This is a genomic window from Herbaspirillum sp. SJZ099 (genome assembly GCF_007828355.1).
In the GTDB taxonomy this organism is placed as follows: Bacteria; Pseudomonadota; Gammaproteobacteria; order Burkholderiales; family Burkholderiaceae_D; genus Herbaspirillum.
In genome coordinates, this window is sequence record NZ_VIUO01000011.1 from 60,325 (window position 1) to 82,896 (window position 22,572).

General features: G+C 64.0%; 21 protein-coding genes. 6 read left to right on the forward strand and 15 right to left on the reverse strand.

Features of this window, described 5'->3' with window-relative positions; genetic code table 11:
* Positions 1-38 precede the first annotated feature (38 nt).
* Positions 39-1,217 (reverse strand): GTP-binding protein, encoded by a 1,179-nt coding sequence (locus FB597_RS18255; protein ID WP_144770321.1) that lies wholly within the window; start codon positions 1,215-1,217, stop codon positions 39-41.
* A 132-nt stretch (positions 1,218-1,349) separates the two neighbouring features.
* Entirely contained in the window at positions 1,350-2,033 is a 684-nt protein-coding gene (ribA, locus tag FB597_RS18260) for a GTP cyclohydrolase II (RefSeq protein ID WP_144770322.1), read from the reverse strand.
* 295 nt (positions 2,034-2,328) lie between these two features.
* Here ribA and FB597_RS18265 point away from each other — a divergent pair, with 295 nt between their 5' ends.
* From FB597_RS18265 to FB597_RS18275, 3 genes are read left to right on the forward strand one after another with little or no spacing between them, the layout of a single operon-like run.
* Entirely contained in the window at positions 2,329-2,697 is a 369-nt protein-coding gene (locus FB597_RS18265) for a helix-turn-helix transcriptional regulator (protein ID WP_144770323.1), read from the forward strand.
* Complete coding sequence (locus tag FB597_RS18270; RefSeq protein WP_144770324.1) at positions 2,687-3,163, forward strand: SRPBCC domain-containing protein; 477 nt, start codon at positions 2,687-2,689, stop codon at positions 3,161-3,163. The genes FB597_RS18265 and FB597_RS18270 overlap by 11 nt, the downstream gene beginning before the upstream one ends.
* Positions 3,164-3,192: 29 nt before the next feature.
* Positions 3,193-3,783 carry a dihydrofolate reductase family protein gene (locus tag FB597_RS18275; protein WP_141917488.1) on the forward strand — a complete coding sequence of 197 codons (591 nt, stop codon included), beginning with the start codon at positions 3,193-3,195 and terminating at the stop codon, positions 3,781-3,783.
* A 33-nt stretch (positions 3,784-3,816) separates the two neighbouring features.
* On the opposite strand, the gene lipA is transcribed toward FB597_RS18275, so the two are convergent.
* The 3 genes from lipA to FB597_RS18290 form a co-directional block, all read right to left on the reverse strand.
* Positions 3,817-4,800 carry a lipoyl synthase gene (lipA, locus tag FB597_RS18280; RefSeq protein ID WP_050468616.1) on the reverse strand — a complete coding sequence of 328 codons (984 nt, stop codon included), beginning with the start codon at positions 4,798-4,800 and terminating at the stop codon, positions 3,817-3,819.
* Between the two features lie 32 nt (positions 4,801-4,832).
* Complete coding sequence (gene lipB / locus FB597_RS18285) at positions 4,833-5,555, reverse strand: lipoyl(octanoyl) transferase LipB (RefSeq protein WP_141917915.1); 723 nt, start codon at positions 5,553-5,555, stop codon at positions 4,833-4,835.
* Between the two features lie 136 nt (positions 5,556-5,691).
* On the reverse strand, positions 5,692-6,090 hold the full coding sequence (locus tag FB597_RS18290) for a DUF2917 domain-containing protein (protein WP_141917918.1): 399 nt from the start codon (positions 6,088-6,090) through the stop codon (positions 5,692-5,694).
* Positions 6,091-6,276: 186 nt separating this feature from the next.
* Here FB597_RS18290 and gcvA point away from each other — a divergent pair, with 186 nt between their 5' ends.
* A complete protein-coding gene (gene gcvA, locus FB597_RS18295; protein ID WP_141917920.1) occupies positions 6,277-7,197 on the forward strand; it encodes a transcriptional regulator GcvA in 921 nt (306 codons plus the stop codon).
* Positions 7,198-7,212: 15 nt separating this feature from the next.
* Here the strand turns inward: gcvA and FB597_RS18300 are convergent, their stop codons facing one another.
* From FB597_RS18300 to FB597_RS18315, 4 genes are all read right to left on the reverse strand, one after another.
* On the reverse strand, positions 7,213-8,343 hold the full coding sequence (locus FB597_RS18300) for a YhcG family protein (RefSeq protein WP_144770325.1): 1,131 nt from the start codon (positions 8,341-8,343) through the stop codon (positions 7,213-7,215).
* A gap of 168 nt (positions 8,344-8,511) precedes the next feature.
* The gene (locus FB597_RS18305; protein ID WP_141917925.1) at positions 8,512-8,835 is read right to left on the reverse strand and encodes a DUF493 family protein; all 324 of its coding nucleotides are present in this window, start codon (positions 8,833-8,835) and stop codon (positions 8,512-8,514) included.
* Between the two features lie 164 nt (positions 8,836-8,999).
* A complete protein-coding gene (locus FB597_RS18310) occupies positions 9,000-9,848 on the reverse strand; it encodes a D-amino acid aminotransferase (protein ID WP_141917927.1) in 849 nt (282 codons plus the stop codon).
* 140 nt (positions 9,849-9,988) lie between these two features.
* A complete protein-coding gene (locus tag FB597_RS18315) occupies positions 9,989-11,734 on the reverse strand; it encodes an ABC transporter ATP-binding protein/permease (RefSeq protein ID WP_141917929.1) in 1,746 nt (581 codons plus the stop codon).
* Between the two features lie 685 nt (positions 11,735-12,419).
* Here FB597_RS18315 and FB597_RS18320 point away from each other — a divergent pair.
* Positions 12,420-14,279, forward strand: coding sequence for an ABC transporter ATP-binding protein (locus FB597_RS18320; protein ID WP_144770326.1), 1,860 nt, complete (start codon positions 12,420-12,422; stop codon positions 14,277-14,279).
* A 128-nt stretch (positions 14,280-14,407) separates the two neighbouring features.
* Here FB597_RS18320 and bglX read toward each other — a convergent pair whose 3' ends face one another.
* Complete coding sequence (gene bglX, locus FB597_RS18325) at positions 14,408-16,756, reverse strand: beta-glucosidase BglX (protein ID WP_144770327.1); 2,349 nt, start codon at positions 16,754-16,756, stop codon at positions 14,408-14,410.
* A gap of 267 nt (positions 16,757-17,023) precedes the next feature.
* Here bglX and FB597_RS18330 point away from each other — a divergent pair, with 267 nt between their 5' ends.
* The gene (locus tag FB597_RS18330) at positions 17,024-18,613 is read left to right on the forward strand and encodes a glucan biosynthesis protein G (RefSeq protein ID WP_370454729.1); all 1,590 of its coding nucleotides are present in this window, start codon (positions 17,024-17,026) and stop codon (positions 18,611-18,613) included.
* 283 nt (positions 18,614-18,896) lie between these two features.
* Here FB597_RS18330 and FB597_RS18335 read toward each other — a convergent pair whose 3' ends face one another.
* The 5 genes from FB597_RS18335 to rsmG all read right to left on the reverse strand — a co-directional run bounded on the left by FB597_RS18335 (position 18,897) and on the right by rsmG (position 22,569).
* Positions 18,897-19,805, reverse strand: coding sequence for a ParB/RepB/Spo0J family partition protein (locus tag FB597_RS18335; protein WP_141917936.1), 909 nt, complete (start codon positions 19,803-19,805; stop codon positions 18,897-18,899).
* A gap of 50 nt (positions 19,806-19,855) precedes the next feature.
* Positions 19,856-20,626: a ParA family protein gene (locus FB597_RS18340; RefSeq protein WP_141917938.1), complete on the reverse strand. Its 771-nt coding sequence runs from the start codon at positions 20,624-20,626 to the stop codon at positions 19,856-19,858.
* Positions 20,627-20,644: 18 nt separating this feature from the next.
* Positions 20,645-21,277 carry a leucine efflux protein LeuE gene (leuE, locus tag FB597_RS18345; protein ID WP_141917940.1) on the reverse strand — a complete coding sequence of 211 codons (633 nt, stop codon included), beginning with the start codon at positions 21,275-21,277 and terminating at the stop codon, positions 20,645-20,647.
* Between the two features lie 78 nt (positions 21,278-21,355).
* On the reverse strand, positions 21,356-21,859 hold the full coding sequence (locus FB597_RS18350) for a lipocalin family protein (protein WP_144770344.1): 504 nt from the start codon (positions 21,857-21,859) through the stop codon (positions 21,356-21,358).
* Between the two features lie 44 nt (positions 21,860-21,903).
* Positions 21,904-22,569 carry a 16S rRNA (guanine(527)-N(7))-methyltransferase RsmG gene (rsmG, locus tag FB597_RS18355; RefSeq protein ID WP_144770328.1) on the reverse strand — a complete coding sequence of 222 codons (666 nt, stop codon included), beginning with the start codon at positions 22,567-22,569 and terminating at the stop codon, positions 21,904-21,906.
* Positions 22,570-22,572 lie beyond the last annotated feature (3 nt).

Sequence of the window (22,572 nt, forward strand, 5' to 3'; positions counted from 1 at the left end):
GATGCCGGAATGAACGACCGGCCCGCCGCCGTCCCGGTTCAGTAGCCGTATGGCGCCGATTGTTGTTTTTTGCGTTCTTCCTGCTCGATCGCCTGCGCCTGCATGAAGGCATCGAAAGAGCGTTCGATGGTGGCGCGCTCGATATCGCGGGTGATGAAGACGATGCGGCTGCGGCGATCCCCGGACGGCCATTCGGGCAGCGTCGCGGTCGGATGGAAGATGTGCTGCACGCCGTGGATCACGGTCGGCTTGTCTTCTCCCTTGAGGTTGAGGATGCCCTTGATGCGCAGGATGTTGGGGCCCTTGAAACCGACCAGCAAGCTCAGCCATTCGTCGAACAGGGCCGGATCGATCGGCTCGTCGAAAGTGAAGCAGAAGGCGCGGATGTGGTCGTCGTGGCGGTTCACGTCGTGCGCATGGTCATGGTGGTCATGATGATCGTGGCCGTGATCATGATGGTCATGGTTATGACCATGGGCGTGCCCATGATCATGGTGATGATGATCGTGCGCCGTCTTCCCGGCAAAGGCCTCCTCGTTGAGCCAGCGCGCCACGTCGGGCATCTTCTCGCCCGGCTTGAACAAACCCGCATCCAGCAGTTCGGACGGCGAAATCCTTCCATGCTGCGGCAGCAGTTGCCGCGCCCCCGGGTTGAGCGCGCGCAGGCGCTCGCGCAATTGCGCCAGTTGGGCGGCGTCGGCCAGGTCGCTCTTGGTCAGCAGCAGGCGGTCGGCAACGGCGGCCTGCTGCACCGCTTCAACGTGGTTATCCAGCGTGGCCATGCCATTGACGGCGTCGACCGTGACGATCACGCCGTCCAGCCGGTAGCGCGAAGCGATGAAGACATCGGTCATCAGCGTATGCAGGATAGGCACCGGCGACGCCAGGCCGGTGGTCTCGATCACCACGCGGTTGAACTTGCGCTGGCCCCCTTCGGCAAAACGCCAGGTGATGTCCTTGAGCGTCTTCTTGAGGTCGCCGCGGATGGTGCAGCACAGGCAGCCGCTGCTCATCTCGACCACGGTGTCTTCCTGGCTGTGGGCCACCAGCAGGTGATCCAGGCCGATCTCGCCGAACTCGTTGATGATGACCAGGGTGTCCTTCATCTCCGGCTGGGCGATCAGGTGATTGAGCAGCGTGGTCTTGCCGCTGCCGAGAAAACCGGTCAGCAGGGAAACGGGAATCGGCGCATCGCCGGCGGGTACGGATGGGTTCATGATGGCATGCTCGGGAAGAAATAGGGGGCGGAATCGGCGCGAGAACCTCCATGCTAACCGATGCGTCAAGAAGACTGCGGAGGACTGCGCGCCATGAAAAACGGACCGCGCGCGGTCCGTCTTGCGGCGCTCCTACTCGTTGTCGTGCGCGTCCAGCGGCACCTTGGCGGGCGCTTCTCCGGCCTTGCCCACGCCGGGCAGCAGGTGGCCCAGCTTGCGCGCCTTGGTGCCGAGGTAACCGATGTTGAACGGATTGTGGTTGGCGATCAGCGGGATGCGCTCGGCCACCGGGATGCCGTTGTCTTCCAGCGCCTTCACCTTGCGCGGGTTGTTGGTCATCAACCGCAGGCTGGTGATCTTCAGGTGCGCCAGCATCGGCAGCACGATGGTGTAGCGGCGCATGTCGGCCGGGAAACCCAGGCGCTCATTGGCCTCGACCGTGTCGGCGCCCTGGTCCTGCAGATGATAGGCGCGGATCTTGTTGAGCAAGCCGATGCCGCGCCCTTCCTGGCGCAGGTAGAACAGCACGCCGCGGCCTTCCTTGGCGATCTTCTTCAATGCCGCTTCCAGCTGGGCGCCGCAATCGCAGCGCTGCGAGAACAGCCCGTCGCCGGTCAGGCATTCGGAATGCACGCGGCCCAGCACCGGCTCGCCGTTGCCGACATCGCCCAGGGCCAGCGCCAGGTGTTCCTTGTCGGCAACCTCATCGTAGAAAGCATGCAGTTCGAACGTCGCCCAGGGCGTGGGCAACTTGCACGAACTGACGAATTCGAGTTTTTCTTCCGGCACGGCGCCGGGCTCAATCGGTGACGACATGACAACCTGCTTTCAATACGGATGCGGTGAACCGCGTATCTTACCCTGCTGCCGGGTTTATTTCAGCGCGGCCCGACGGTCGTTGAAGGGGCGCAAAAGGACATGCGCAGGGAAATTGAACGGATGGCGGACAAAAGTCCCCCGCCGCGCTTGCGGCCGGGAACGCCTGAAAACATGCAGATGAAGGCAGCTCTGCGGTTTTGCAATATGCGGGAGCCGGAAACCGGTACGGTTGCGGTTGACAGTTGCCGTTTTTTATTTTACCTTTTAGTAAATTAACCAATTGGTATAAAACATGACTCCCGACCAGCTCAGCGCCACGTTCGCAGCGCTCGCCGATCCGACGCGGCGCGCCATCCTCGCCCGGCTCGCCGCAGGGGAAACCACGGTCAACGAACTGGCGGCGCCATTCGACATGACCCTGCCGGCGGTCACCAAGCACCTCAAGGTGCTTGAGGGCGCCGGCCTGATCACACGCGGGCGCGATGCGCAGCGGCGGCCGTGCCGGCTGGCGGCGCAGCCGTTGCAAGAAGCCTGCGACTGGATTGAAAAGTACCGCATCTATTGGGAACAGCGCTTCGACAATCTCGACGCGTACCTGGAGCAATTGCAGCAGGACCGGAAAGAACACCCGCCGCAACGGAGAAAACCGCATGGAAAATAAAGCCGCCCCCGCCAACCGCGTGCTGACCATCACGCGCGTATTCGATGCGCCGCGCGACCTCGTGTTCGCGGCCTGGACCGATCCCGGACACCTGACGCGCTGGTCGGCGCCGCACGGTTTCCGCATCAGCCACTGCAGCGGCGAGCTGCGCCCCGGCGGCGCCTGGCGCGCGTGCATGGTCGCGCCGGACGGCGCCGAATTGTGGTTGGGCGGCGTCTACCGCGAGATCGTGCACGGCGAGAAACTCGTGTTCACCCATGCCTGGGACGGCCAGGATGGCCAACCCGAACCGCCAACCCTGGTCACGGTGGTTTTGAAGGATCTCGACGGCAAGACTGAAATGACTTTCCGCCAGGAAGGCTTCGCATCCGATGCCTCGCGCGACGGGCACAAAGGAGGCTGGAGCCAGGGCTTCGAGCGGCTGGGCGAACTGCTCGGCGAACTCGGCGGACGCAGCGCCCGATAAACCGCTGCGGTCGCAACAAGGGGACTGGGATGAGAAAGCTCAAACTGGAAATGCAGGTTTCAATCGACGGCTTTACCGCCGACGCCAACGGCGACACCGGCTGGATGACGTGGAACTGGGGCGAACCCTGGCGCTGGGACGAGGCGCTGCGCCGGCATCACGAAGAGCTGACCGCATCGGCCGATACGCTCCTGCTCAGCCGGGTGATGGCGGAAGAAGGCTTCTACGCGCACTGGCAGCAAGTCGCAGAGCAGCCCGGCGACGCGCGCAATGCGTTCGCCCGGCAGATTGTCGCCATGCGCAAGGTCGTGTTCACGCATACGCTGCCGCAGTCGCGCTGGCCGGATACGGTGCTGGCAAAAGGGGATCTGGTGGAAGAAGTGATGCACCTCAAGCGCCAGCCGGGCAAGGACATGCTCGCCTACGGCGGGCCGGCTTTCGCTTCGGCGCTGGCGGCTGCCGGACTGATCGATGAATTCCACTTCCTGGTCAATCCGGCCGTGCTCGGCAACGGCCGCGGCATGCTCAAGGACATCGGCGGCGCCATTCCACTGCGGCTGGTCGATGCCAGGCCATTCTCATGCGGCGTGGTCCTGCTGCATTACGCGCGGCCGGAATAGCCCGGCCGCGTCCGGCGATGGGATCGCCGCTGCTCAGACCAGGCCGTGCGCCTGCTGGTCGGCGTGGTAGCTGGAACGCACCATGGCGCCCACGGCGGCATGCACGAAGCCCATCTTGTAGGCTTCTTCCTCATACATCTTGAAGGTGTCCGGGTGCACGTAGCGGCGCACCGGCAGGTGGTCGCCGCTGGGCATCAGGTACTGGCCGATGGTCAGCATGTCGACGTTGTGGGCGCGCATGTCGCGCATGACCTGCAGCACTTCCTCGTCGGTCTCGCCCAGGCCGACCATGATGCCGGACTTGGTCGGGGTTTCCGGATGCAGATCCTTGAAGCGCTTCAACAGGTTCAGCGAGTATTCGTAGTCGGAGCCGGGGCGCGCTTCCTTGTACAGGCGCGGCGCGGTTTCTAGGTTGTGGTTCATGACGTCCGGCGGGGCCATCTTGAGGATTTCCAGCGCGCGATCCATGCGGCCGCGGAAGTCCGGGGTCAGGATCTCGATGCGGGTCTCGGGCGACAGCTCGCGCACGCGGCGGATGCATTCGGCGAAGTGGGCGGCGCCGCCGTCGCGCAGGTCATCGCGGTCGACGCTGGTGATCACCACGTACGACAGCTTCAGCTGGGCGATGGTCTTGGCCAGGTTTTCCGGTTCATTCGGGTCGAGCGGGTCGGGACGGCCGTGGCCGACGTCGCAGAACGGGCAGCGGCGGGTGCACTTGTCGCCCATGATCATGAAGGTGGCGGTGCCCTTGCCGAAGCATTCGCCGATGTTGGGGCAGGAGGCTTCCTCGCACACCGTCACCAGGTTGTTGGCGCGCAGGATGTCCTTGATTTCATAGAAGCGCGTGGTCGGCGAGCCGGCCTTGACGCGGATCCAGTCCGGCTTCTTCAGTTTCTCGGCGGCCACGATCTTGATCGGGATCCAGGCGGTCTTGCCGGCGCCCTTCTGCTTGTCGAGCGGGTTGGCGCGCGCCGCGTTGCTGGAGGAATCTGCTGCTGGAGTGATGTCGGTAGTCATGGTGTCGGTATTTCCGGCGCCCGGCGTGTGCCTCAGCGCCCTTCTATGCCCGTGAAGCGGGCGATCAGTTTCTCGGCAAGCAACGCCTGGACGTCGGCCAGGCGGGCAGCGGCGGCGCCCAGGGTCTTCATGTCGACCGTGGCCAGGCCTTCGTAGCCGCAGGGATTGATCCAGGAAAACGGCGTCAGATCCATGTCGACGTTGAGCGATACCCCATGGTAAGTGCAGCCGTTGCCGCGGATCTTCAAGCCCAATGCGGCCACCTTGGCGCCCTGCCACGCCCCGTCGGCGGCATAGATGCCCGGCGCGCCCTGCTTGCGTTCACCGGCCAGATTATACGCCGCCAGCGTGTCGATCACCGCCTGCTCGATGTTGTACACGAACTCGCGCGCGAACAGACGGGCTCCGGCGCGGTTGCGGCGCAGGTCCATCAGCAGGTAGATCACCGCCTGGCCGGGGCCGTGGAAGGTGACTTCGCCGCCGCGGTCGGTCTGTACCACTGGGATGTCGTGGGGATTCAATACGTGGGAACGGTCGGCGCCCAGGCCCAGCGTGTAGACCGGCGGATGTTCGACGATCCAGAGCTGGTCGGGCGTCTCGGCGGTGCGCGCGTCGGTGTAGGCGCGCATGGCGGCGAAGCTGGCCTCGTAGGGCTCGGTGCCGCGCCGCACGATCTGCGGCAGGCCGGGGCCGGCCAGGATGGCGGGCGAAGCGGCCGCTTGCTGCGCGCCGACGGTGTGTGTTGCTGTCTGCATGGCTGCCAGTTTAGCGAACTTCGCTCTGGCCCGTCGGCGCGGCATGGGTTTTGACGGCCAATATTGCATCATGGGCAATATTTGTTGGCGGAAAGCGTTGGAAAAAGGCGACCGGCCAGGCTTTCCGTTATTCCGCTCAGAACCAGCGGATCAGTCCGCGCGGCAACAGGCGGCTGATGCGCAGCGCGCCCTGCTCCCCCGCCGCGCAGCAGTCGGCGGCGGCCGGCCCGGTCGCCTGCGGCTTGCGGGCCAACCAGCCGCGGAGGACCCGGGCGGCGCGCGCCAGCGGGCCGGGCAGCGGCAGGATGTCGAACTCGGCGCGGCCCTTGACGGCTTCAAACACCGCCAGCCCGCGGCCGTGGAAATCGAAGTCGCGGCCGGGACTGAGCCACACGTCGGCGCCGCCCTCTTCCACCGTCAGCCAGACCAGCCCGCAACGCACCCTCACCCGTACCGGATGTTGCAGGCGCACGGCGTGGACGCGCCCTTCTTCAAGGCATAGCGGGGCGGTTTGGTTTGTGAATGAAATTGGCATGGCGCACTCCTTTTCCCGTTTCGCAGGACAAACCCCGGGGCAAGCCACCAGGCCTTGATGGCGCGGCCTCTCAGAGGAATTTCCGGTGATTTCGTTGAATTGGAGTTCATTGTAGGAAGCCTCACGCACAAACCAAAACGATATATATTCGGTGTTATTGCGAATGGAATTCACAAGGAACCAAGCATGGCCGATTTGAGGAAGCTGCCCAACCTGGCGGCATTGCGCGCCTTCGATGCCGCCGCGCGCTACGAATGCTTTTCGCGCGCGGCCGAAGAGATCCACGTCACGCCCGGCGCCATCAGCCACCAGGTGCGCGCGCTGGAGGAGGAGCTTGGCCTGCAGCTGTTCATCCGCCACGGCAAGCGCATCTCGGTGACCGAAACCGGCCAGCGCTTCGCCGCCACCATCCGCAAGTCGCTGTCCGAGATCGCGCTGGCCGCCGAACATCTGCGCAGCCTGAACCGCCAGCAACGGCTGGTGATCTCGAGCACGCCTTCGTTCGCCTCGCGCTGGCTGGCGCCGCGCCTGTGGAAGTTCATCGACCGCCATCCGGAAATCGAGGTGGTGCTGCAGTCGGGCAGCCATTTGTCCGACTTGCGCCTGGACGGCGTCGACGTCGGCCTGCGCTTCGGCCGCGGCAACTATAGCGGCGTGGTATCGGAAAAACTGAGCGACGATTACTACTACCCGGTGGCCTCCCCCGCCTACCGCAGCAAACGCGGCAAGAAGCCCGCCAAACCCGCCGACCTCGCGCAATGCACGCTGCTGCGCATGGACCAGCGCGAATCTTGGCAGCCATGGCTGCAGCAAGCCGGGCTGGATTTGCCGGAGCCCAGCGGCGGACTGGTGATCGAGGATTCTTCGCTGACCCTGCGCGCGGCGGCCGACGGCGGCGGCGTGGCGCTGAGCCGGCACATGATCGCCTCGCAGGAAATCGCCGCCGGCGAGGTGGTGCGGCTGTTCGACGTGGCCCTGAAAGCCGACGAGTCGTATTACTTCGTGCACCTGCCCGAAGGGCTGGAGAAGCCGGCCGTGGCCGAGTTCAAGAAGTGGATCTTCAAGGAAATGAAACTGTTTCGCGAGAGCGGCGACTGGCCCGGCTAACGCCGCAATACATGGTTATCGCCTGCGCGCCTTGGGGGCAATTGCCCTGTGAGACTCCATCAGCCGCCGCGTGCTTTCCAGCTCCTTTTGCAGCAGTTCGGCATCCGGCAGCACCGTGCGATAGTTGGCCGCCATGATCTTGCTGGGCAGCCCTTCCAGCGCATAACGCGCCAAGGCATGGCCCTTGTCGGCGCACAGGATCAGGCCGACGGGCGGATTCTCGTCAGCCAGCGTCCAATGCTCTTTTGCATAGTTGCAATACAAATGCATCTGGCCCACATCAGCATGCGTCAGCGGACTGAGCTTCAGGTCGATAATGACGAGGCAACGCAAGCGGCGATGAAAAAGCAGAAGATCAACCCGGTACCAGGTCTGGTCAATGCGCAAGCGGCGCTGGCGTCCGACGAAGGTAAAACCATCGCCGAGTTCGAGCAGAAAATCCTCCAATCGCCGGGTCAGGGCTTGCTCGAAATCGGATTCCGAATATTCGTCCTTGAGGTCGAGGAACTCCAGCACATACGGGTCTTTGATCGCGTCGCCCGGCGTGATGGCATCTTCCGGCGTTGGTCTTGCGCCTTTCACCAGCATCGCAGCCTTGTTTTTCGATAACGCCGTACGCTCGTAGAATTGGCTGCCGATTTGCCGGTCGAGCTGGCGCACGCTCCATCCGCCGCGCAAGGCTTCGGTTTCATAGAACTGGCGAGCATGGTCATCCTTGACCGACAGTAGCCGGACATAGGCAGACCACGGCAGCGTGAACATTCGCGCCAGTTCGTCCAGCCGCCAGAATCGCTCTGCTGACGATACGGAGGAAGATTTGCCAGACAGAGTCTGGCAAATCGGCCAAGTCAGGAAGAATGATCGCATTTGCTGCAAGTTCTGGCGGCTGAACCCGCGCCCAAACCGTGCAGTCAAGTCACCGGACAGGCGAGCGATCAACTGCTCCCCGTATCCGGCACGCCGCCGTCCCTGCTGTTCGGCTTCCACGATACGACGGCCGATTTCCCAATAACTCGCCGTCATCAGCGCGTTGACGCTACGCGCCGCCGCATGACGTGCCGTATCGAGCAATTCCACGATTCCGCCGTGGATACCGGCATAACCGGCGGGCAATGCCGCGGACTTGGTGAGCTTGATTTTTGCCATGATGATTCTTCGGAAAACATCGGCATATAGTGAACCAAGCTCCGTCATTGGCGTGCTTGCGGTGTCGGTTTTTGGCGTAGTTCCACAAAGTTCGATCCGGCGCCTCAAACAAAAACCCGGCGTGCCTTGGCAGGCAACGCCGGGTTTCATACGCGATCGCGCAAGGGCTTACAGCACGAACTTCACCTTCTCATGCGACGACAGCGCGCGGTACAGGTTGTCCAGCTGCTCGCGGCTGGTGGCACGCACGGTCAGCGTCAGCGACAGGTACTTGCCCTGCGAGGACGGCCGCATCTCCAGCTTGCCGGCATGGAATTCGGGGTCGTGCTCGACCACCAGTTCGACAATGGTCTGGGCGAATTCATCGTGCAGGATCCCGACCACCTTGATCGGGAAGTCGCTCGGGTATTCGATGAGGGATTCTTCGGTGGGGATAGTCATGGCAGTATGGCTCGGCGTGTTCCGCTGGCGCTCCGTTTTCAATGTACCCATATGGGGCTCAAACGGCCGGCTTCAAGCGGCGGGGTTGCGGGAGGGGGAATGCCGACATTCTACGCCATATGGCAGCGGATCAGGCCCGATAGGCCCCGATACGCCCCCAAACGCACATGGGCCGCACTTGGCGGCCCATGCGGGGAAAACCTCAAAACGGCGAGTTACAGGCGCGCCTTGGCCGCCTGGTAGGCGGCGTAGATCCTGGCATAGACCGGGCCCGGCTTGCCGCTGCCGATGGGCTTGCCGTCCAGCGTCACCACCGGCAGCACTTCCTTGCTGGCCGAGGAGAGGAACAGTTCATCGGCGGCGAACACCTCATCGCGCGGGATGCGGCGCGCTTCCAGCGCGATGCCCTGCACGGCGCACAGCTCTTCCATCAAGCCGTAGCGGATGCCTTCCAGGATCAGGTTGTCCTTGGGCGGCGCGGAAATCTTGCCGTCCTTGACCACCCATACATTGGACGAGGATGCCTCGGACAGGAAACCGTCACGGAACTGGATCGCCTCGGTCACTTCATTCTCGGCCGCGAACTGCGCCGCCAGCACGTTGCCCAGCAGCGAAGTCGACTTGATCTGGCAGTTCAGCCAGCGGCGGTCTTCCATGGTCACGCAAGCCACGCCGTTTTCACGCGCGGCGGCCGGCGGCAACACCATCGGATTGGTCATGATCAGCACCGTCGGCGTCACCTCCTTGGGGAAGGCATGCGCGCGCTTGGCCACGCCGCGCGTGACCTGGATGTAGATCATCTGGTCGTCCAGGCTGTTGGCCTGCACCACGCGCTCGATCAGGGCGAACCAGCCGGCTTCGTCATGCGGATTCGGTATGGAGATGGTTTTCAGGCTGCGGAACAGGCGCGCCAGGTGCTGCCGGCCGCGGAACGCCTTGCGGCCATACATCGGGATCACTTCGTAGATGCCGTCGCCGAAGATGAAACCCCGGTCCAGCACGGGAACGCGGGCTTCGGACAAGGGCGTAAGTTCGCCGTTGAGATAGACGATGGGGTCGTTCATGGTGAGTTTTCCAAGTGTGCGGGAATGAGCGAAAGCGGCGGATTGGCCGCCTTCATTCAAAGATTGTGGCATACGCAAGTGTACGGGGTTATGCAAAAACGGTATTGCATTTCCTGTTTTCGCTTGCCGCCGGACGACGTTTAAAGCGCCGCGACTTCTACCCGGCATCCTTCGCCTTCGCCGGCCGGCACGAACCTCCAGCGCAGCGAATGGAAGCGCGCCAGCGTCTCACGGTGGGCGATGCTGACCACCGTCACGCCCGGCAGCTCCCGCGGCAAGGCGGCGTACAGCGCTTCTTCGGTTTCGCCGTCCATGGCGCTGCTGGCTTCGTCCAGGAACACCAGCGCCGGCCGGTTCAGGAACACCCGCACGAAGGCCAGGCGCTGCTGCTCGCCGGGCGACAGGGCATGACTCCAGTTGGCGGCCTGGTCCAGCCGGCCGGCCAGTTGCGGCAGCCGGCACAGTGCCAGGTAACGCGCGATCGTCGCATCGTCGAAGCTGCCCTCGGCGGCCGGATACGACAGCGCCGCGCGCAAGGTGCCGATGGGCAGGTAACTGCGCTGCGGCAGGAACATCACCGCCGCGCCGGCGGGCAGGCCGATGCGTCCGCGCCCATACGGCCAGACATCGGCGATGGCGCGGATCAGCGTCGACTTGCCGCAGCCGGAAGGGCCGCTGACCAGCACATGTTCGCCCGACTCCAGCCGCGCATCCATGCCGCGCAGCACCATGCCGCCGTCCGGCAAGGACAGCTGCAGGCCTTCGATGGTCAGCGCGCTGCCGGCGTGGCGTTCGACCTCGATGGTGCGCGCCATGCCTTGCGCGCGCTCGACATCGGCATTGAAGCCGGCCAGGCGGTTGATGCTGGCCTTCCAGCTGGCCAGCGTGGTGAAGGCGTTGATGAACCACGACAGCGCATCCTGCACTTGGCCGAAGGCGTTGCTGATCTGCATCAGCACGCCCAGCGAGATGGCGCCGGAGAAATAGCGCGGCGCCGACACCAGCATCGGGAAGATGACCGCGAACTGGCTGTAGAAATTGACTGCGATATTGAGCTTCTTGGTCACGCGCATGATGTCCCACCAGTTGCCGCGGATGTCGTCCAGGCGCGCGGTGAGCTGCGCGCGCTCCTGCGCCTCGCCGCGATACAGGGCGACCGCTTCCGAATGCTCGCGCACGCGGATCAGGCCGAAACGGAAGTTCGCCTCGAAGCGTTCCTGGTTGAAGTTCAGGCCGACCAGCGGCCGGCCGATCCACCATACGATGGCCGAGCCGGCCGCCGCGTAGGCCACCGCGAACCACACCATGTAACCGGGAATGTTCCATGCCTGGCCCAGCACGGAGAAGGCAGCCGGCCCGCTCACCGCCCACAGGATATGCACGAAGGAAAGCAGGGTGACGCTGCTGGAGATGAAGCCCAGCACCAGCGACAGCGTGTCGGAAGTCAGCGCGCGCAGGTCCTCCGCAATACGCTGGTCGGGGTTGTCGGAGAGGCGCCCCTGCTGGCCCTGTTCGATGCGGTAGTAGGCGCGGTGCGCCAGCCAGCGGTCCATGTAGCGCTCGGTCATCCAATAGCGCCAGCGGATCTGCAACGCCTGCGTCAGGTAGACGCTGTAGATGGCGACCGCGATGAAGACGAAGGCCAGCCCGGAGAACTGCCACAGCAGCGATTTGAACTGCGGATAATTGCGCGCCTGGAGCACATCGTACATGTCGCGGTTCCAGGAGTTCAGGCGCACATTGATGTAGACCATGCCCAGGTTCAGGGCGATGATCGCCAGCAGGAGACCGAAGGCTTTCCATTTCTGCTCGGACGCCCAGAACGGCCTGATCAGTTTCCAGATGGCGGCGCGGCCGGGGCTGCTGGGTGGCGTAGTGTTGGTCATGGCAAGCGGGTGGTCGATGGATTTGCCGACCAGCTTGCCGCTGCAGACTTAAGCCAGACTTAACATGCACCCATAGAAGGCTAATGCCGTCCCGTTAAGGCTAATCCTGAAGCACGCATCACCCGAGCCCGTTCGGGCTGAGTAGGCCCGCCAGGGCCGTATCGAAGCCAGCGTGTCGGCCTTACCGCTCTTGCCTGCCCTTCGATACGCTGCTTGCGCAGCTACTCAGGGCGAACGGAATCTGGACCGCACAAACACAAATGCCGTTCAACGCTTAACTGAACGGCATTACCGATAGAATGCCCTGTTCCAGGGAAGCGACAATTCGCTTTCCCCGACAAGTGTTTTCCTGTGCGGCGATGTACGCAATGCGCCCCGTTATGAGATCATTCGGCTTCATCTTTTCCTTCCGCAACGCTCCGGATCCCTAAAATGGCTCTGTGCCGCAGGAAAATTGTTAGCAAGGAAGACACGTCATCGCCGTACCGGGCAACAAGATAAGCGGCCCCAAGCCGCACCGCCCAGCAATGCCTGCGCGCACGGTCATCCCACCGGCACCGACCTGCCGGCGCGCAACGACGAATGAATAATTGACGCCCCGCCTGCCTGGCCCGACACGCTTGCATCGACCGTCGGCGCCGCGGCGACGCCGCTTCGCGGCAGGCCCGGCTTTTGTGGAGTTTGCATGTTCGCCTGGTTCGAAAAACTGGTTCACCCTTATCCCGAAGACCATCCCTTGCCGCCCCCGCGCGGCTTCATGCGCTTCATCTGGTCCTGTACCCGCGGCGTGCGCGGCTATATCGCGGCCATGACCACGATGACCGCCATCATCGGCGTGTTCGAGGCGATGCTGTTCGCCATGATGGGCCGCGTTGTCGACTGGCTGGCCAAGGTCGAGCCGTCCCAACTGTGGGCGCAGGAAGGCCGCCACCTGCTCTGGCTGGGCCTGGTGCTGGCCGGCAGCCCGCTGCTGGTGGCGCTGCAGACGCTGTACAAGCACCAGACCCTGGCCGGCAATTTCCCGATGCTGCTGCGCTGGAATTTCCACCGGTTGATGCTCAGCCAGAGCATGAGCTTCTACCAGAACGAGTTCGCCGGCCGGGTCGCCACCAAGGTGATGCAAACCGCGCTGGCGGTGCGCGACTTCTGCATGATCACCGGCGACATCATGGTGTTCATCGTGATCTACTTCGTCACGCTGATCGCCGTGGTCGGCACCTTCGACCTGCTGATGCTGGTGCCCTTCCTGATCTGGCTGGTCGCCTATGCGATCGCCATGCGCTACTTCGTGCCGCGCCTGTCCCGGGTGGCCCGCAACCAGGCCGATGCCCGTTCGCTGATGACCGGGCGCATCACCGATGCCTATACCAACATCGCCACCGTCAAGCTGTTCTCGCACGCCGGCCGCGAAGCCAGCTACGCGCGCAGCGCCATGCGCGAGTTCCTGGTCACGGTGAACCAGCAGATGCGCCTGGTGTCCGGCTTCGAAGTGGTCAACCATATCCTGAACATGGTGCTCATCATCGGCACCACCGGCATCGCGCTGCACCTGTGGATGCAAGGCAAGGTCGGCATCGGCGCGGTCGCCGCCGGCACCGCGATGGCGCTGCGCCTGAACGGGATCGCGCACTGGGTCATGTGGGAAATGGCGGCGCTGTTCGAACACGTGGGCACGGTGCAGGACGGCATCAACACGCTCTCGCGCGCGCACGACGTGAAGGACGCGCCCGACGCCAAACCCCTGCAGGTGAAACAGGGCGAACTGCGCTTTGAAGACGTGAACTTCAGCTATGGCGGCGCGTCGCCGCGTCCGGTGGTGGATCGCCTGAATCTGGTGATCCGTCCGGGCGAGAAGATCGGCCTGGTGGGCCGCTCCGGCGCCGGCAAGTCGACCATCGTCAACCTGCTGCTGCGCTTTTACGACATCGAAGGCGGCCGCATCCTGATCGACGGCCAGGACATCGCGCATGTCACGCAAGACAGCCTGCGCGCGCAGATCGGCATGGTGACGCAGGATACCTCGCTGCTGCACCGCTCGGTGCGCGACAACATCCTCTACGGCCGCCCCGATGCCGGCGACGCCGAGATGATCCATGCCGCCAGGCGCGCCGAAGCGCACGACTTCATCGGCACGCTGGCCGATGCCAAGGGCCGCACCGGCTACGACGCGCATGTGGGCGAACGCGGCGTGAAGCTCTCCGGCGGCCAGCGCCAACGCATCGCGATCGCCCGCGTGATGCTCAAGGACGCGCCCATCCTGTTGCTGGATGAAGCCACCAGCGCGCTCGATTCGGAAGTCGAGGCAGCGATCCAGACCAGCCTGTACAAGCTGATGGAAGGCAAGACCGTAGTCGCCATCGCGCACCGCCTGTCGACCATTGCGGCGATGGATCGCCTGATCGTGCTGGACCAGGGCCGCATCGCCGAGCAAGGCACGCACAGCGAACTGCTGGCCGCCAACGGCTTGTATGCGCGGCTGTGGGCGCACCAGAGCGGCGGCTTCCTGGGCGAAGAAGACGGCGAGCCTGCGGTCTTGATGGCGTAAAGGAACCCAAACGAAAAACACCATCGGCGCCGGCGCAAGCCGTTGGCAATGACAGGAAATGAAAAAAGCAGGGCGTACATCCGGTACGTCCTGCTTTTTTCTTTGGTCGATACGGCGTTACATATGTTTCATTCCAAGGTGAACGAAGCCGTCTTCACGTCCTTCGAATCCAGCCCCACCTGCACCTGGAACTCGCCCGGCTCGGCCACATGTTCCAGCCTGGCGTTGTAGAAGCTGAGCGCCCTGGCATCGATGGTGAAGCGCACTTCCTTTTGCTCGCCCGGCTGCAACAATACCTTGCGGAAGTCCTTGAGCTCCTTGACCGGACGCACCACCGACGCGGCCACATCGCGAATGTACAACTGCACCACGGTGGCGCCGGCGCGACGGCCGGTATTCTTCACCGTGACCGTGGCATCGACGCGGCCATCGGCCTTCATCGTCGGTTGCGACATGGTCACGCCGGACAGGCTGAAGTCGGTGTAGCTCAGGCCATAGCCGAACGGGTACAGCGGCCCGTTGGGTTCTTCGAAGTACTGCGAGGTGTAGTTGCCCGGCTTGCCTTCGGTGAACGGCCGGCCCAGGCGCGCGTGGTTGTAGTAGCTGGGAATCTGGCCCACCGAGCGCGGGAAAGTGATCGGCAACTTGCCCGAGGGGTTGACGTCGCCGAACAGGATGTCGGCGATCGCATGGCCGCCTTCGGTGCCGGTGTACCAGGTTTCGAGAATGGCGGAAGCGTTTTCGCGCGCCCAGTTCAGGTCCAGCGGACGGCCGTTCATCAGCACCAGCACCAGCGGCTTGCCGGTGGCCTTCAAGGCCTTGAGCAGGGCCATCTGGTTCTCCGGCAGCGTCAGCTGGGTGCGGCTGGACGACTCGTGCGACATGCCGCGCGACTCGCCCACGGCCGCCACCACCACATCGGCATTGCGCGCCGCCTTGACCGCCTCGGCGATCATGGCTTGCGGGCTGCGCTGGTCCTGCACCACCTCGGGATCGTCCCAGTTGAGGAAGTTGAGGTAATCGACGATGTGCCGGTCTTCGGTGATGTTGGCGCCGCGCGCGTAGACCAGCTTGGCCCTGGCGCCGAGCGCATCCTGCAGGCCTTGTCTCAGCGTGACGGTCTGCTTGTCCACCCCGGCGCCGGACCAGCTGCCCAGCATGTCGATGTGCGAGTCGGCCAGCGGGCCGACCAGCGCGATGGTTCCGCTCTTCTTCAGCGGCAATGTGGCATTGCGGTTTTCCAGCAGCACCATCGACTGTTGCGCCACCGCGCGCGCGGCGGCGCGGTGCAGGCGGCTCTCGGCATTGACATTGGGCGGATCGCCGGCGGCCAGGCCGATGCGCACGTAAGGGTCATGGAACAGGCCCATGTCGTACTTGGCGCCGAGGATCTCGCGCACGGCATTGTCGAGATCCTGCCGCGTCACCTTGCCCGACTTGAGCAGGCCCGGCAACTGGCTGATATAGACCTGGTCGGCCATGCTCATGTCGGTGCCGGCCTTGATCGACAGTTGCGCCGCTTCGGCCTCGTCGCGCGCCACGCCGTGGTTCACCAGTTCGGTGATGGCGCCGTGGTCGCTCACGGTCAGCCCCTTGAAGCCCCACTCGCGGCGCAACAGGTCTTGCAGCAGCCAGGTGTTGGAGGTGGCGGGCGTGCCGTTGATGGAATTGAGCGCCACCATGACTGCGCCGGCGCCGGCATCCACCGCCGCCCGATAGGGCGGCAGGTAATCGTTGTACATGCGCTGCGCATCCATGTTGACCACGTTGTAGTCGCGCCCGCCCTCGACCGCACCATACAGCGCGAAGTGCTTGACGCTGGCCATCAGGCGGTTAGCGGCGATGGGCTTTTGCTCGCCCTGCAATGCGCGCACCGAGACTTCGGCGATGCGCGACACCAGGTAAGGATCTTCGCCGAAGCCTTCCGAGGTGCGGCCCCAGCGCGGATCGCGGCTGATGTCGACCATCGGCGCGAAGGTCATGTCGATGCCGTCGGCAGAGGCTTCTTCGGCGGCGGTGCGCATGGCGGCGGCGACCACGTCCAGGTCCCAGCTCGAGGCCAGCCCGAGGCCGATCGGGAAGGTGGTGCGGTGGCCATGGATCACGTCGTAGGCGAAGAACATCGGGATCTTCAGGCGCGAGCGCATGGCGCCATCCTGCAGCGGCCGGTTGTCGGCGCGCGTGACCGAGTTGAAAGTGCCGCCGACGCGGCCGGCGGCGATTTCATCGGCCAGCCTGTTGGCCGGCATGTCGGGGCCGATGCTGACCAGGCGCAATTGGCCGATCTTTTCATCGACCGTCATCTGCGACATCAGGTCGTCGATGAAGGCGCCCTTGTCGCCGAGCAAGGCCGGCTTGCCCTGGGCATGCGCCTGCGGCGCCAGCAAGGCGGCGGCACAGGCCAGGGCGCACAGCAATGCGGTTCGGCGATGGCGGCGCGCGTGGACGGCCGGCCTGGCGGGAAGCTTGATGGACACGTAAATTCCTCTCTTCTTGTAAACGTTGGCCGCGGCATCTCCTCATGCTGGAGGTGCCGCGGCCTGGAAACGGGTGATGCACGTCGGCGCGGAAGCCCTGCGCAATCGATGCCTGCGCGTTTGCTTGCGTATTTGCTTACGCATTTGCTTGCGCATTTGCTTGTTCTATGACGCGCCGGTACCTGGACGGTTCGCTATATTATTCTGTTTTAACGCGCGCCGGACGCCTCCCCCGCTGCCCGGCGCCGCGCCTTTATGGAGAAATGAGTGATTCTGAACGTGTTCAAGCGCCTTCCCCTGCGCGGCGCCTTGCTGTTGTCTGCCGCCCTGCTGGCAACGGCTGCGCAGGCCCAGACCCAACCCCAGACCTTTTCGCTGGACCAGGTGACGGCCCGCGCCAAGGCGCTGGTCGACCAGCCTTACCGCAAGCCTGCGAGCAACCTGCCGCCGGTGTTTTCCAGCATGCAGTTCGCCGACTACATGAAGATCCAGCCCAGGGGCGAGAAGTTCGAATGGCGCGACCAGAAGACGCCCTTCAAGCTGGCCTTCTACCACCAGGGCATGCAGTTCAACTCGCCGGTGCTGATCCATGAAATCGTCGGCGGCCGCACGCAGGAGATCGGCTACAGCACCGACCGCTTCGACTTCGGCGACCTGCATTTCGACAAGGAGAGCACCGCGCGCCTGGGGTATGCGGGCTTTCGCGTGGTCTATCCGGTCAACAGCCCCAACAAGGAAGACGAGGTGATGAGCGTGCTGGGCGCGAGCTATTTCCGCGTGATCGGCAAGGGGCAGGTATACGGCCTGTCCGCGCGCGGCCTGGCGATCGACACGGCGATGATGAGCGGCGAGGAATTCCCGCACTTCACCGAATTCTGGATCCAGCGCCCGGCCGCCGGCGACAAGCAGCTGACCTTCTACGCCCTGCTCGACTCCCCTCGCGCCACCGGCGCCTACAAGTTCACCCTCGCGCCCGGCCAGGATGCGGTGCTGGACGTGCAGGCGCGCGTGTTCCTGCGCGGCGAGGTGGCCCGCCTGGGCATCGCGCCGCTGACCAGCATGTTCCTGTTCGGCCCCAACCAGCAATCGTCCAGGCGCAACTTCCGCCCGGCCATCCATGACTCCAACGGCCTGGCGATCCACACCGGTTCCGGCGAATGGCTGTGGCGTCCGCTCAACGATCCGCAGAACGTGGAAGTGAGTTCGTTCGAAGTCACCAATCCCAAGGGCTTCGGCCTGCTGCAGCGCGGCCGCGAATTCTCCGGCTTCGAGGACCTGAAAGACCGCTACGACCTGCGGCCGAGCGCCTGGATCGAGCCGAAGGGCGACTGGGGCAAAGGCGCGGTGCAACTGGTGGAAATCCCCACCGCCGACGAGACCAACGACAACATCGTGGCCTACTGGCTGCCGGCGCAATTGCCGGCCAGGGGCGTGCCGATGGCGTTCGATTACCGCATCCACTGGACCATGGACGAGGCGGCGATCCTAAAGGATGAAGTGGGCTGGGTGAAGCAGACCTTCCACACCGACGGCGAGCTGACCCAGGCCAACCTGATCCGCAGCTTCGACGGCACCACCGCCCTGCTGGTCGACTTCACCGGCCCGGCGCTGGCCAGGCTGCCGGCCGGCGCGCCGGTCAGCCCGCAAGTGAGCATCGGCAACAACGGCGAACTGATCGATGCCAAACTGCAGCCCAACCCGGCCATCAACGGCTGGCGCCTGACGCTGCGGGTCAAGGTCCGGAATTCGGCGCAGGCGGTGGAGCTGCGCGCGGCGCTGTTGTCCGGCCCCAAGGTGCTGACCGAGACCTGGAGCTACCAGTTGCCGCCGCGTTCGGATGTGCAGCGGACGTTCTGATTTCGGGCCTGTCCAAAAAATTATTTATATAATTAATTCAAGCCGCTTCGATTGAAGCGGCTTTTTTATTTCATGCCATTGGGACTGCGGCCAACCATCTCCCGTCGTCCCGGCGCATGCCGGGACCCAGTGTCGTTCGCTGCCCATCAGAGACACCGCGCACGACACTGGATCCTGACTTTCGTCAGGATGACGGCGAGGTTTTGATGCGCGCCAAATAAAAATGCCGCCCAGTTTGCACTGGACGGCATTGCGGCTTGATCTGCGACCGGCTTATCGCCAATCAGGACTCCACCGCTTCCCCGCGCAAACGGGTAATCACCCCATCCAGCGCATCGAGGTCGTTGAAGCTGATGACCAGTTGCCCTTTGTTCTTGGCGCCGGTCTTGATGCTGACCTGGGTGGCCAGCAGGTCGGACAGTTCTTCTTCCAGGCGTGCGATGTCGCGCGATTTTTCCTTGCCTTCGCGCGGCTTGGCGGCCTGCTCGGCGGAAGCGCGGGTGACCAGCTTTTCGGCGTCGCGCACCGACATGCGCTTGGCGACGATCTGGTTGGCCAGCTGGATCTGGGTGGCCGAGTCGACCACCAGCAGCGCGCGGGCATGGCCCATGTCGATGTCGCCGGCCATGAGCATGGTCTGCACCGGCTTGGCCAGGTTCAACAGGCGCAGCAGGTTGGAGACCGCGCTGCGCGAACGGCCCACGGCCACCGCCGCCTGTTCGTGCGTGAACGAGAAGTCGGTGATCAGGCGATGGATGCCTTGCGCCTCTTCCAGCGGGTTGAGGTCTTCGCGCTGCATGTTTTCGATCAGCGCCATGGCGGCGGTGGTCTGGTCGTCGACATTCTTGACCAGCACCGGCACCTCGGTCAGGCCGGCGATCTTGGCGGCGCGGAAACGGCGCTCGCCGGCGATGATCTCGTAGATATCCTTGCCGTTCTTCTGGCCGATGGCGCGGATCAGGATCGGCTGCAGCAAGCCCTGTTCCTTGATCGAGGCCGCCAGCTCGTTGAGCGCGCCTTCGTCCATGCGGCTGCGCGGCTGGTATTTGCCTGCCTGCAGCTCGGTCACCGCCATCACGCTGGGCAGGCCGGCCTGCGCGGCTTGCGCCTGGGCTTCTTCGGTGATGTCGGACGAGCCGCCCAGCAGCGCGTCGAGTCCGCGCCCCAGGCCTTTGGATTTTTTGGTTGCCATAGATGTTGCCATTGGATTGCCTGATGAAAAACGACGCCGCGGCCTGAGGCTTACAGCGTCTTGATGCGCTCGACCATTTCCGCGCCGAACGCGATATAGGCTTGCGCACCCTTGGAATTGGGATCGAAGTTCACGCCGGGGATGCCGTAGGACGGCGCCTCGGCCAGCCGCACGTTGCGCGGGATGACGGTCTTGAAGACCTTGTCGCCGAAGTGTTGTTCCAGCTGGTCGGAAACCTGCTGCGACAGCGTCATGCGCGGGTCGAACATCACGCGCAAGAGACCGATCACCTTCAGGTCCGGGTTCAGCTTGGCATGCACCTTCTTGATGGTGTTGACCAGGTCGGACAGGCCTTCCAGCGCGTAGTACTCGCACTGCATCGGGATGATCACGCCATGCGCCGAGCACAGGCCGTTGAGCGTCAACATCGACAGCGCCGGCGGGCAGTCGACCAGGATGAAGTCGTAGTCGTCGGCCACGGCGGCGAAGGCGTTCTTCAGGCGCGCCTCGCGCTGCTCCAGCTCGACCATTTCGACTTCGGCGCCGGCCAGTTCGCGATTGGCGGGCAGCACGTCGAACTTGCCGGACTCCGACGCCTTGCGCACCGTGCGGATGTCGGACATGCCCAGCAGCACTTCGTAGATCGAGCCTTCCAGCGTCGCCTTGTTGATGCCGGCGCCCATGGTGGCGTTGCCTTGCGGGTCGAGGTCGGCCAGCAAAACCCGTTGATCCAGTTGCGCCAGGCCGGCGGCGAGGTTGACTGCCGTGGTGGTCTTACCGACGCCGCCCTTCTGGTTGGCGACGCAAAAAATTTTAGCCATATTGTTTTGATCACTCGCTTATTGTGTCGTCAGCTTGATGCCGAAACCGATCAGGAACACGCCTGCCGCGCGCGAAGCCAGGGTGGCGATGGTGCGGTTGCGCGCCAGCCGCCGCGCGGCCGCATTGCCGGCCAGGACCAGGATGCTGCCGTAGAAGGCGGTGCAGCAGCAGATCACCGCGCCCATCGTGACGAAAGTGAGCGCACCCTGTTGCGTGGCGGGATCCAGGAACAGCGGGAAGAACGCCATGTAAAACACGATGGCTTTCGGGTTGATCAGCGTCACCAGAAAGCCGCGCCGGAAATCCGCGGCGTTGGAAAAGGGTACGACTGTACCACCGCCCTCGCCTCTTGCAAACAACAGCCGCAATCCGAGGTAGGCCAGGTAGGCCGCGCCCAGGTACTGCATGCCGCGAAACAGCAGCGGATTGGCATGCAGCAGCGCCGCCACGCCGATGGCCGCCAGGAACATCAGCACGATATCGCCCAGCATCAGCCCGGCCATGGCCGCGAAGCCGCCGCGCAGGCCGTGCTTGGCCGAGCAGGTCAGCACGCAAAAGGTGCCGGGGCCGGGCAACAGCAGGAATACCATAGTGGCGGCAACCAGTTGCCAGATGTCGGTGATGCCGATGCTATGAAACAGTGCCTGCATGTTGCCTCTCCCTTTGCCGTTTTTCTGTTTTTTCCGTGCTTGCCGCCGCGCCGCCATCGCGGGCACGGCGGCGCTGATTCATGGCTGCCGGGTCTTCACCAGGCGCGCGGTATCGAACCCCTGCTTGGTGGCGTTGTTGACGGCGTTCTCGTACTGCTCGTCGCTGACGGTTGGCGTGCGCGAGAGTATCCACAGGGATTCGCGCGAAGGGCTGCCGACGGTGGCCAGCGTGTATTGCGCGTCCAGTTCCGTGACCCAGTAGTCGTTCCAGGCCCACGGCAGCCACGACAGCCATGACGGCATGAAACTCACCTGCAGCCGGGTATTGCCGCTGCCGCCGGCCACCCGCGCCAGGCCGCGCTCCTCGTCGTTGCCCTCGGTGCTCTTGCAGCGGCTGGTGACGTCGATATCGCCATCGTCGCGGGGGCGGTATTCGACCGTGGTGCCGGACACGCATTTTTTCTGGAAGCCGCTGGGGATCTTGGCGATCTCATACCATTTGCCGGCGTAGCGCTTGAGGTCGACCGAGGGAACGGTCTTCACTTCCTGCGCGCCTGCTGCGGCCATGAGGGCCAGCGGCATGAGCACGGCAATGGCCGCAGCGGCGGCCTTGGCGAGGGAGGTTGTCATCGGGACTTTCTTTCCAAAAAGATGAGATGCCGCTCGGCATCCAGCCCCGGCACATGCAAGGCTTGTACCTTGTCCACGCTCCAGCCCGGCGGCAGCCGGTCGATTTCCTGTTGCGGCATGACGCCCTTGAGGGCGATGTACTTGCCGCCCTCTTGCAACAGGTGGTTCGACCAGACGATGAAATCGTTCAGTTCGGCAAAGGCGCGTGAGGTGATGACGTCGTATTGTTGCTCAACAGGCAATTGTTCGACGCGCGCGTGGATCACCGAAACATTGCCTAATTGCAATTCGGCCTTTACCTGGGTCAGGAAGGCGGTTTTCTTTTGCACCGTATCGACCAGGGTGATGTGCATCTGCGGCTCGGCCTCGGCCGCCCAGATCGCCAGCACGATGCCCGGCAAGCCGCCGCCGGCGCCCACATCCAGCACGCGCCGCGCCCCGGCGAAGGCCGATACCGCCGCCAGCGAATCCAGCAGGTGATGGGTCATCATCTGTGCAGGGTCGCGCAGCGCGGTCAGGTTGTAGACCTTGTTCCATTTCGCCAGCAGCGCCTGGTAGGCCAGCAGGCGCGACAACTGGCGCTCGCCCAGGTGCAGGCCGAGTTCGGCGGCGCCGTCCTTCAGGGTTCGGGTCAATGGGGTCTGGTCTGCCGCGATGCTCATCCG

Bases quoted from the DNA above. Each gene is read 5' to 3' on its own strand.
- FB597_RS18255 (WP_144770321.1), bottom strand. From the start codon at position 1,217: ATGAACCCATCCGTACCCGCCGGCGATGCGCCGATTCCCGTTTCCCTG.
- ribA (WP_144770322.1), bottom strand. From the start codon at position 2,033: ATGTCGTCACCGATTGAGCCCGGCGCCGTGCCGGAAGAAAAACTCGAA.
- FB597_RS18265 (WP_144770323.1), top strand. From the start codon at position 2,329: ATGACTCCCGACCAGCTCAGCGCCACGTTCGCAGCGCTCGCCGATCCG.
- FB597_RS18270 (WP_144770324.1), top strand. From the start codon at position 2,687: ATGGAAAATAAAGCCGCCCCCGCCAACCGCGTGCTGACCATCACGCGC.
- FB597_RS18275 (WP_141917488.1), top strand. From the start codon at position 3,193: ATGAGAAAGCTCAAACTGGAAATGCAGGTTTCAATCGACGGCTTTACC.
- lipA (WP_050468616.1), bottom strand. From the start codon at position 4,800: ATGACTACCGACATCACTCCAGCAGCAGATTCCTCCAGCAACGCGGCG.
- lipB (WP_141917915.1), bottom strand. From the start codon at position 5,555: ATGCAGACAGCAACACACACCGTCGGCGCGCAGCAAGCGGCCGCTTCG.
- FB597_RS18290 (WP_141917918.1), bottom strand. From the start codon at position 6,090: ATGCCAATTTCATTCACAAACCAAACCGCCCCGCTATGCCTTGAAGAA.
- gcvA (WP_141917920.1), top strand. From the start codon at position 6,277: ATGGCCGATTTGAGGAAGCTGCCCAACCTGGCGGCATTGCGCGCCTTC.
- FB597_RS18300 (WP_144770325.1), bottom strand. From the start codon at position 8,343: ATGGCAAAAATCAAGCTCACCAAGTCCGCGGCATTGCCCGCCGGTTAT.
- FB597_RS18305 (WP_141917925.1), bottom strand. From the start codon at position 8,835: ATGGGTACATTGAAAACGGAGCGCCAGCGGAACACGCCGAGCCATACT.
- FB597_RS18310 (WP_141917927.1), bottom strand. From the start codon at position 9,848: ATGAACGACCCCATCGTCTATCTCAACGGCGAACTTACGCCCTTGTCC.
- FB597_RS18315 (WP_141917929.1), bottom strand. From the start codon at position 11,734: ATGACCAACACTACGCCACCCAGCAGCCCCGGCCGCGCCGCCATCTGG.
- FB597_RS18320 (WP_144770326.1), top strand. From the start codon at position 12,420: ATGTTCGCCTGGTTCGAAAAACTGGTTCACCCTTATCCCGAAGACCAT.
- FB597_RS18335 (WP_141917936.1), bottom strand. From the start codon at position 19,805: ATGGCAACCAAAAAATCCAAAGGCCTGGGGCGCGGACTCGACGCGCTG.
- FB597_RS18340 (WP_141917938.1), bottom strand. From the start codon at position 20,626: ATGGCTAAAATTTTTTGCGTCGCCAACCAGAAGGGCGGCGTCGGTAAG.
- leuE (WP_141917940.1), bottom strand. From the start codon at position 21,277: ATGCAGGCACTGTTTCATAGCATCGGCATCACCGACATCTGGCAACTG.
- FB597_RS18350 (WP_144770344.1), bottom strand. From the start codon at position 21,859: ATGCCGCTGGCCCTCATGGCCGCAGCAGGCGCGCAGGAAGTGAAGACC.
- rsmG (WP_144770328.1), bottom strand. From the start codon at position 22,569: ATGAGCATCGCGGCAGACCAGACCCCATTGACCCGAACCCTGAAGGAC.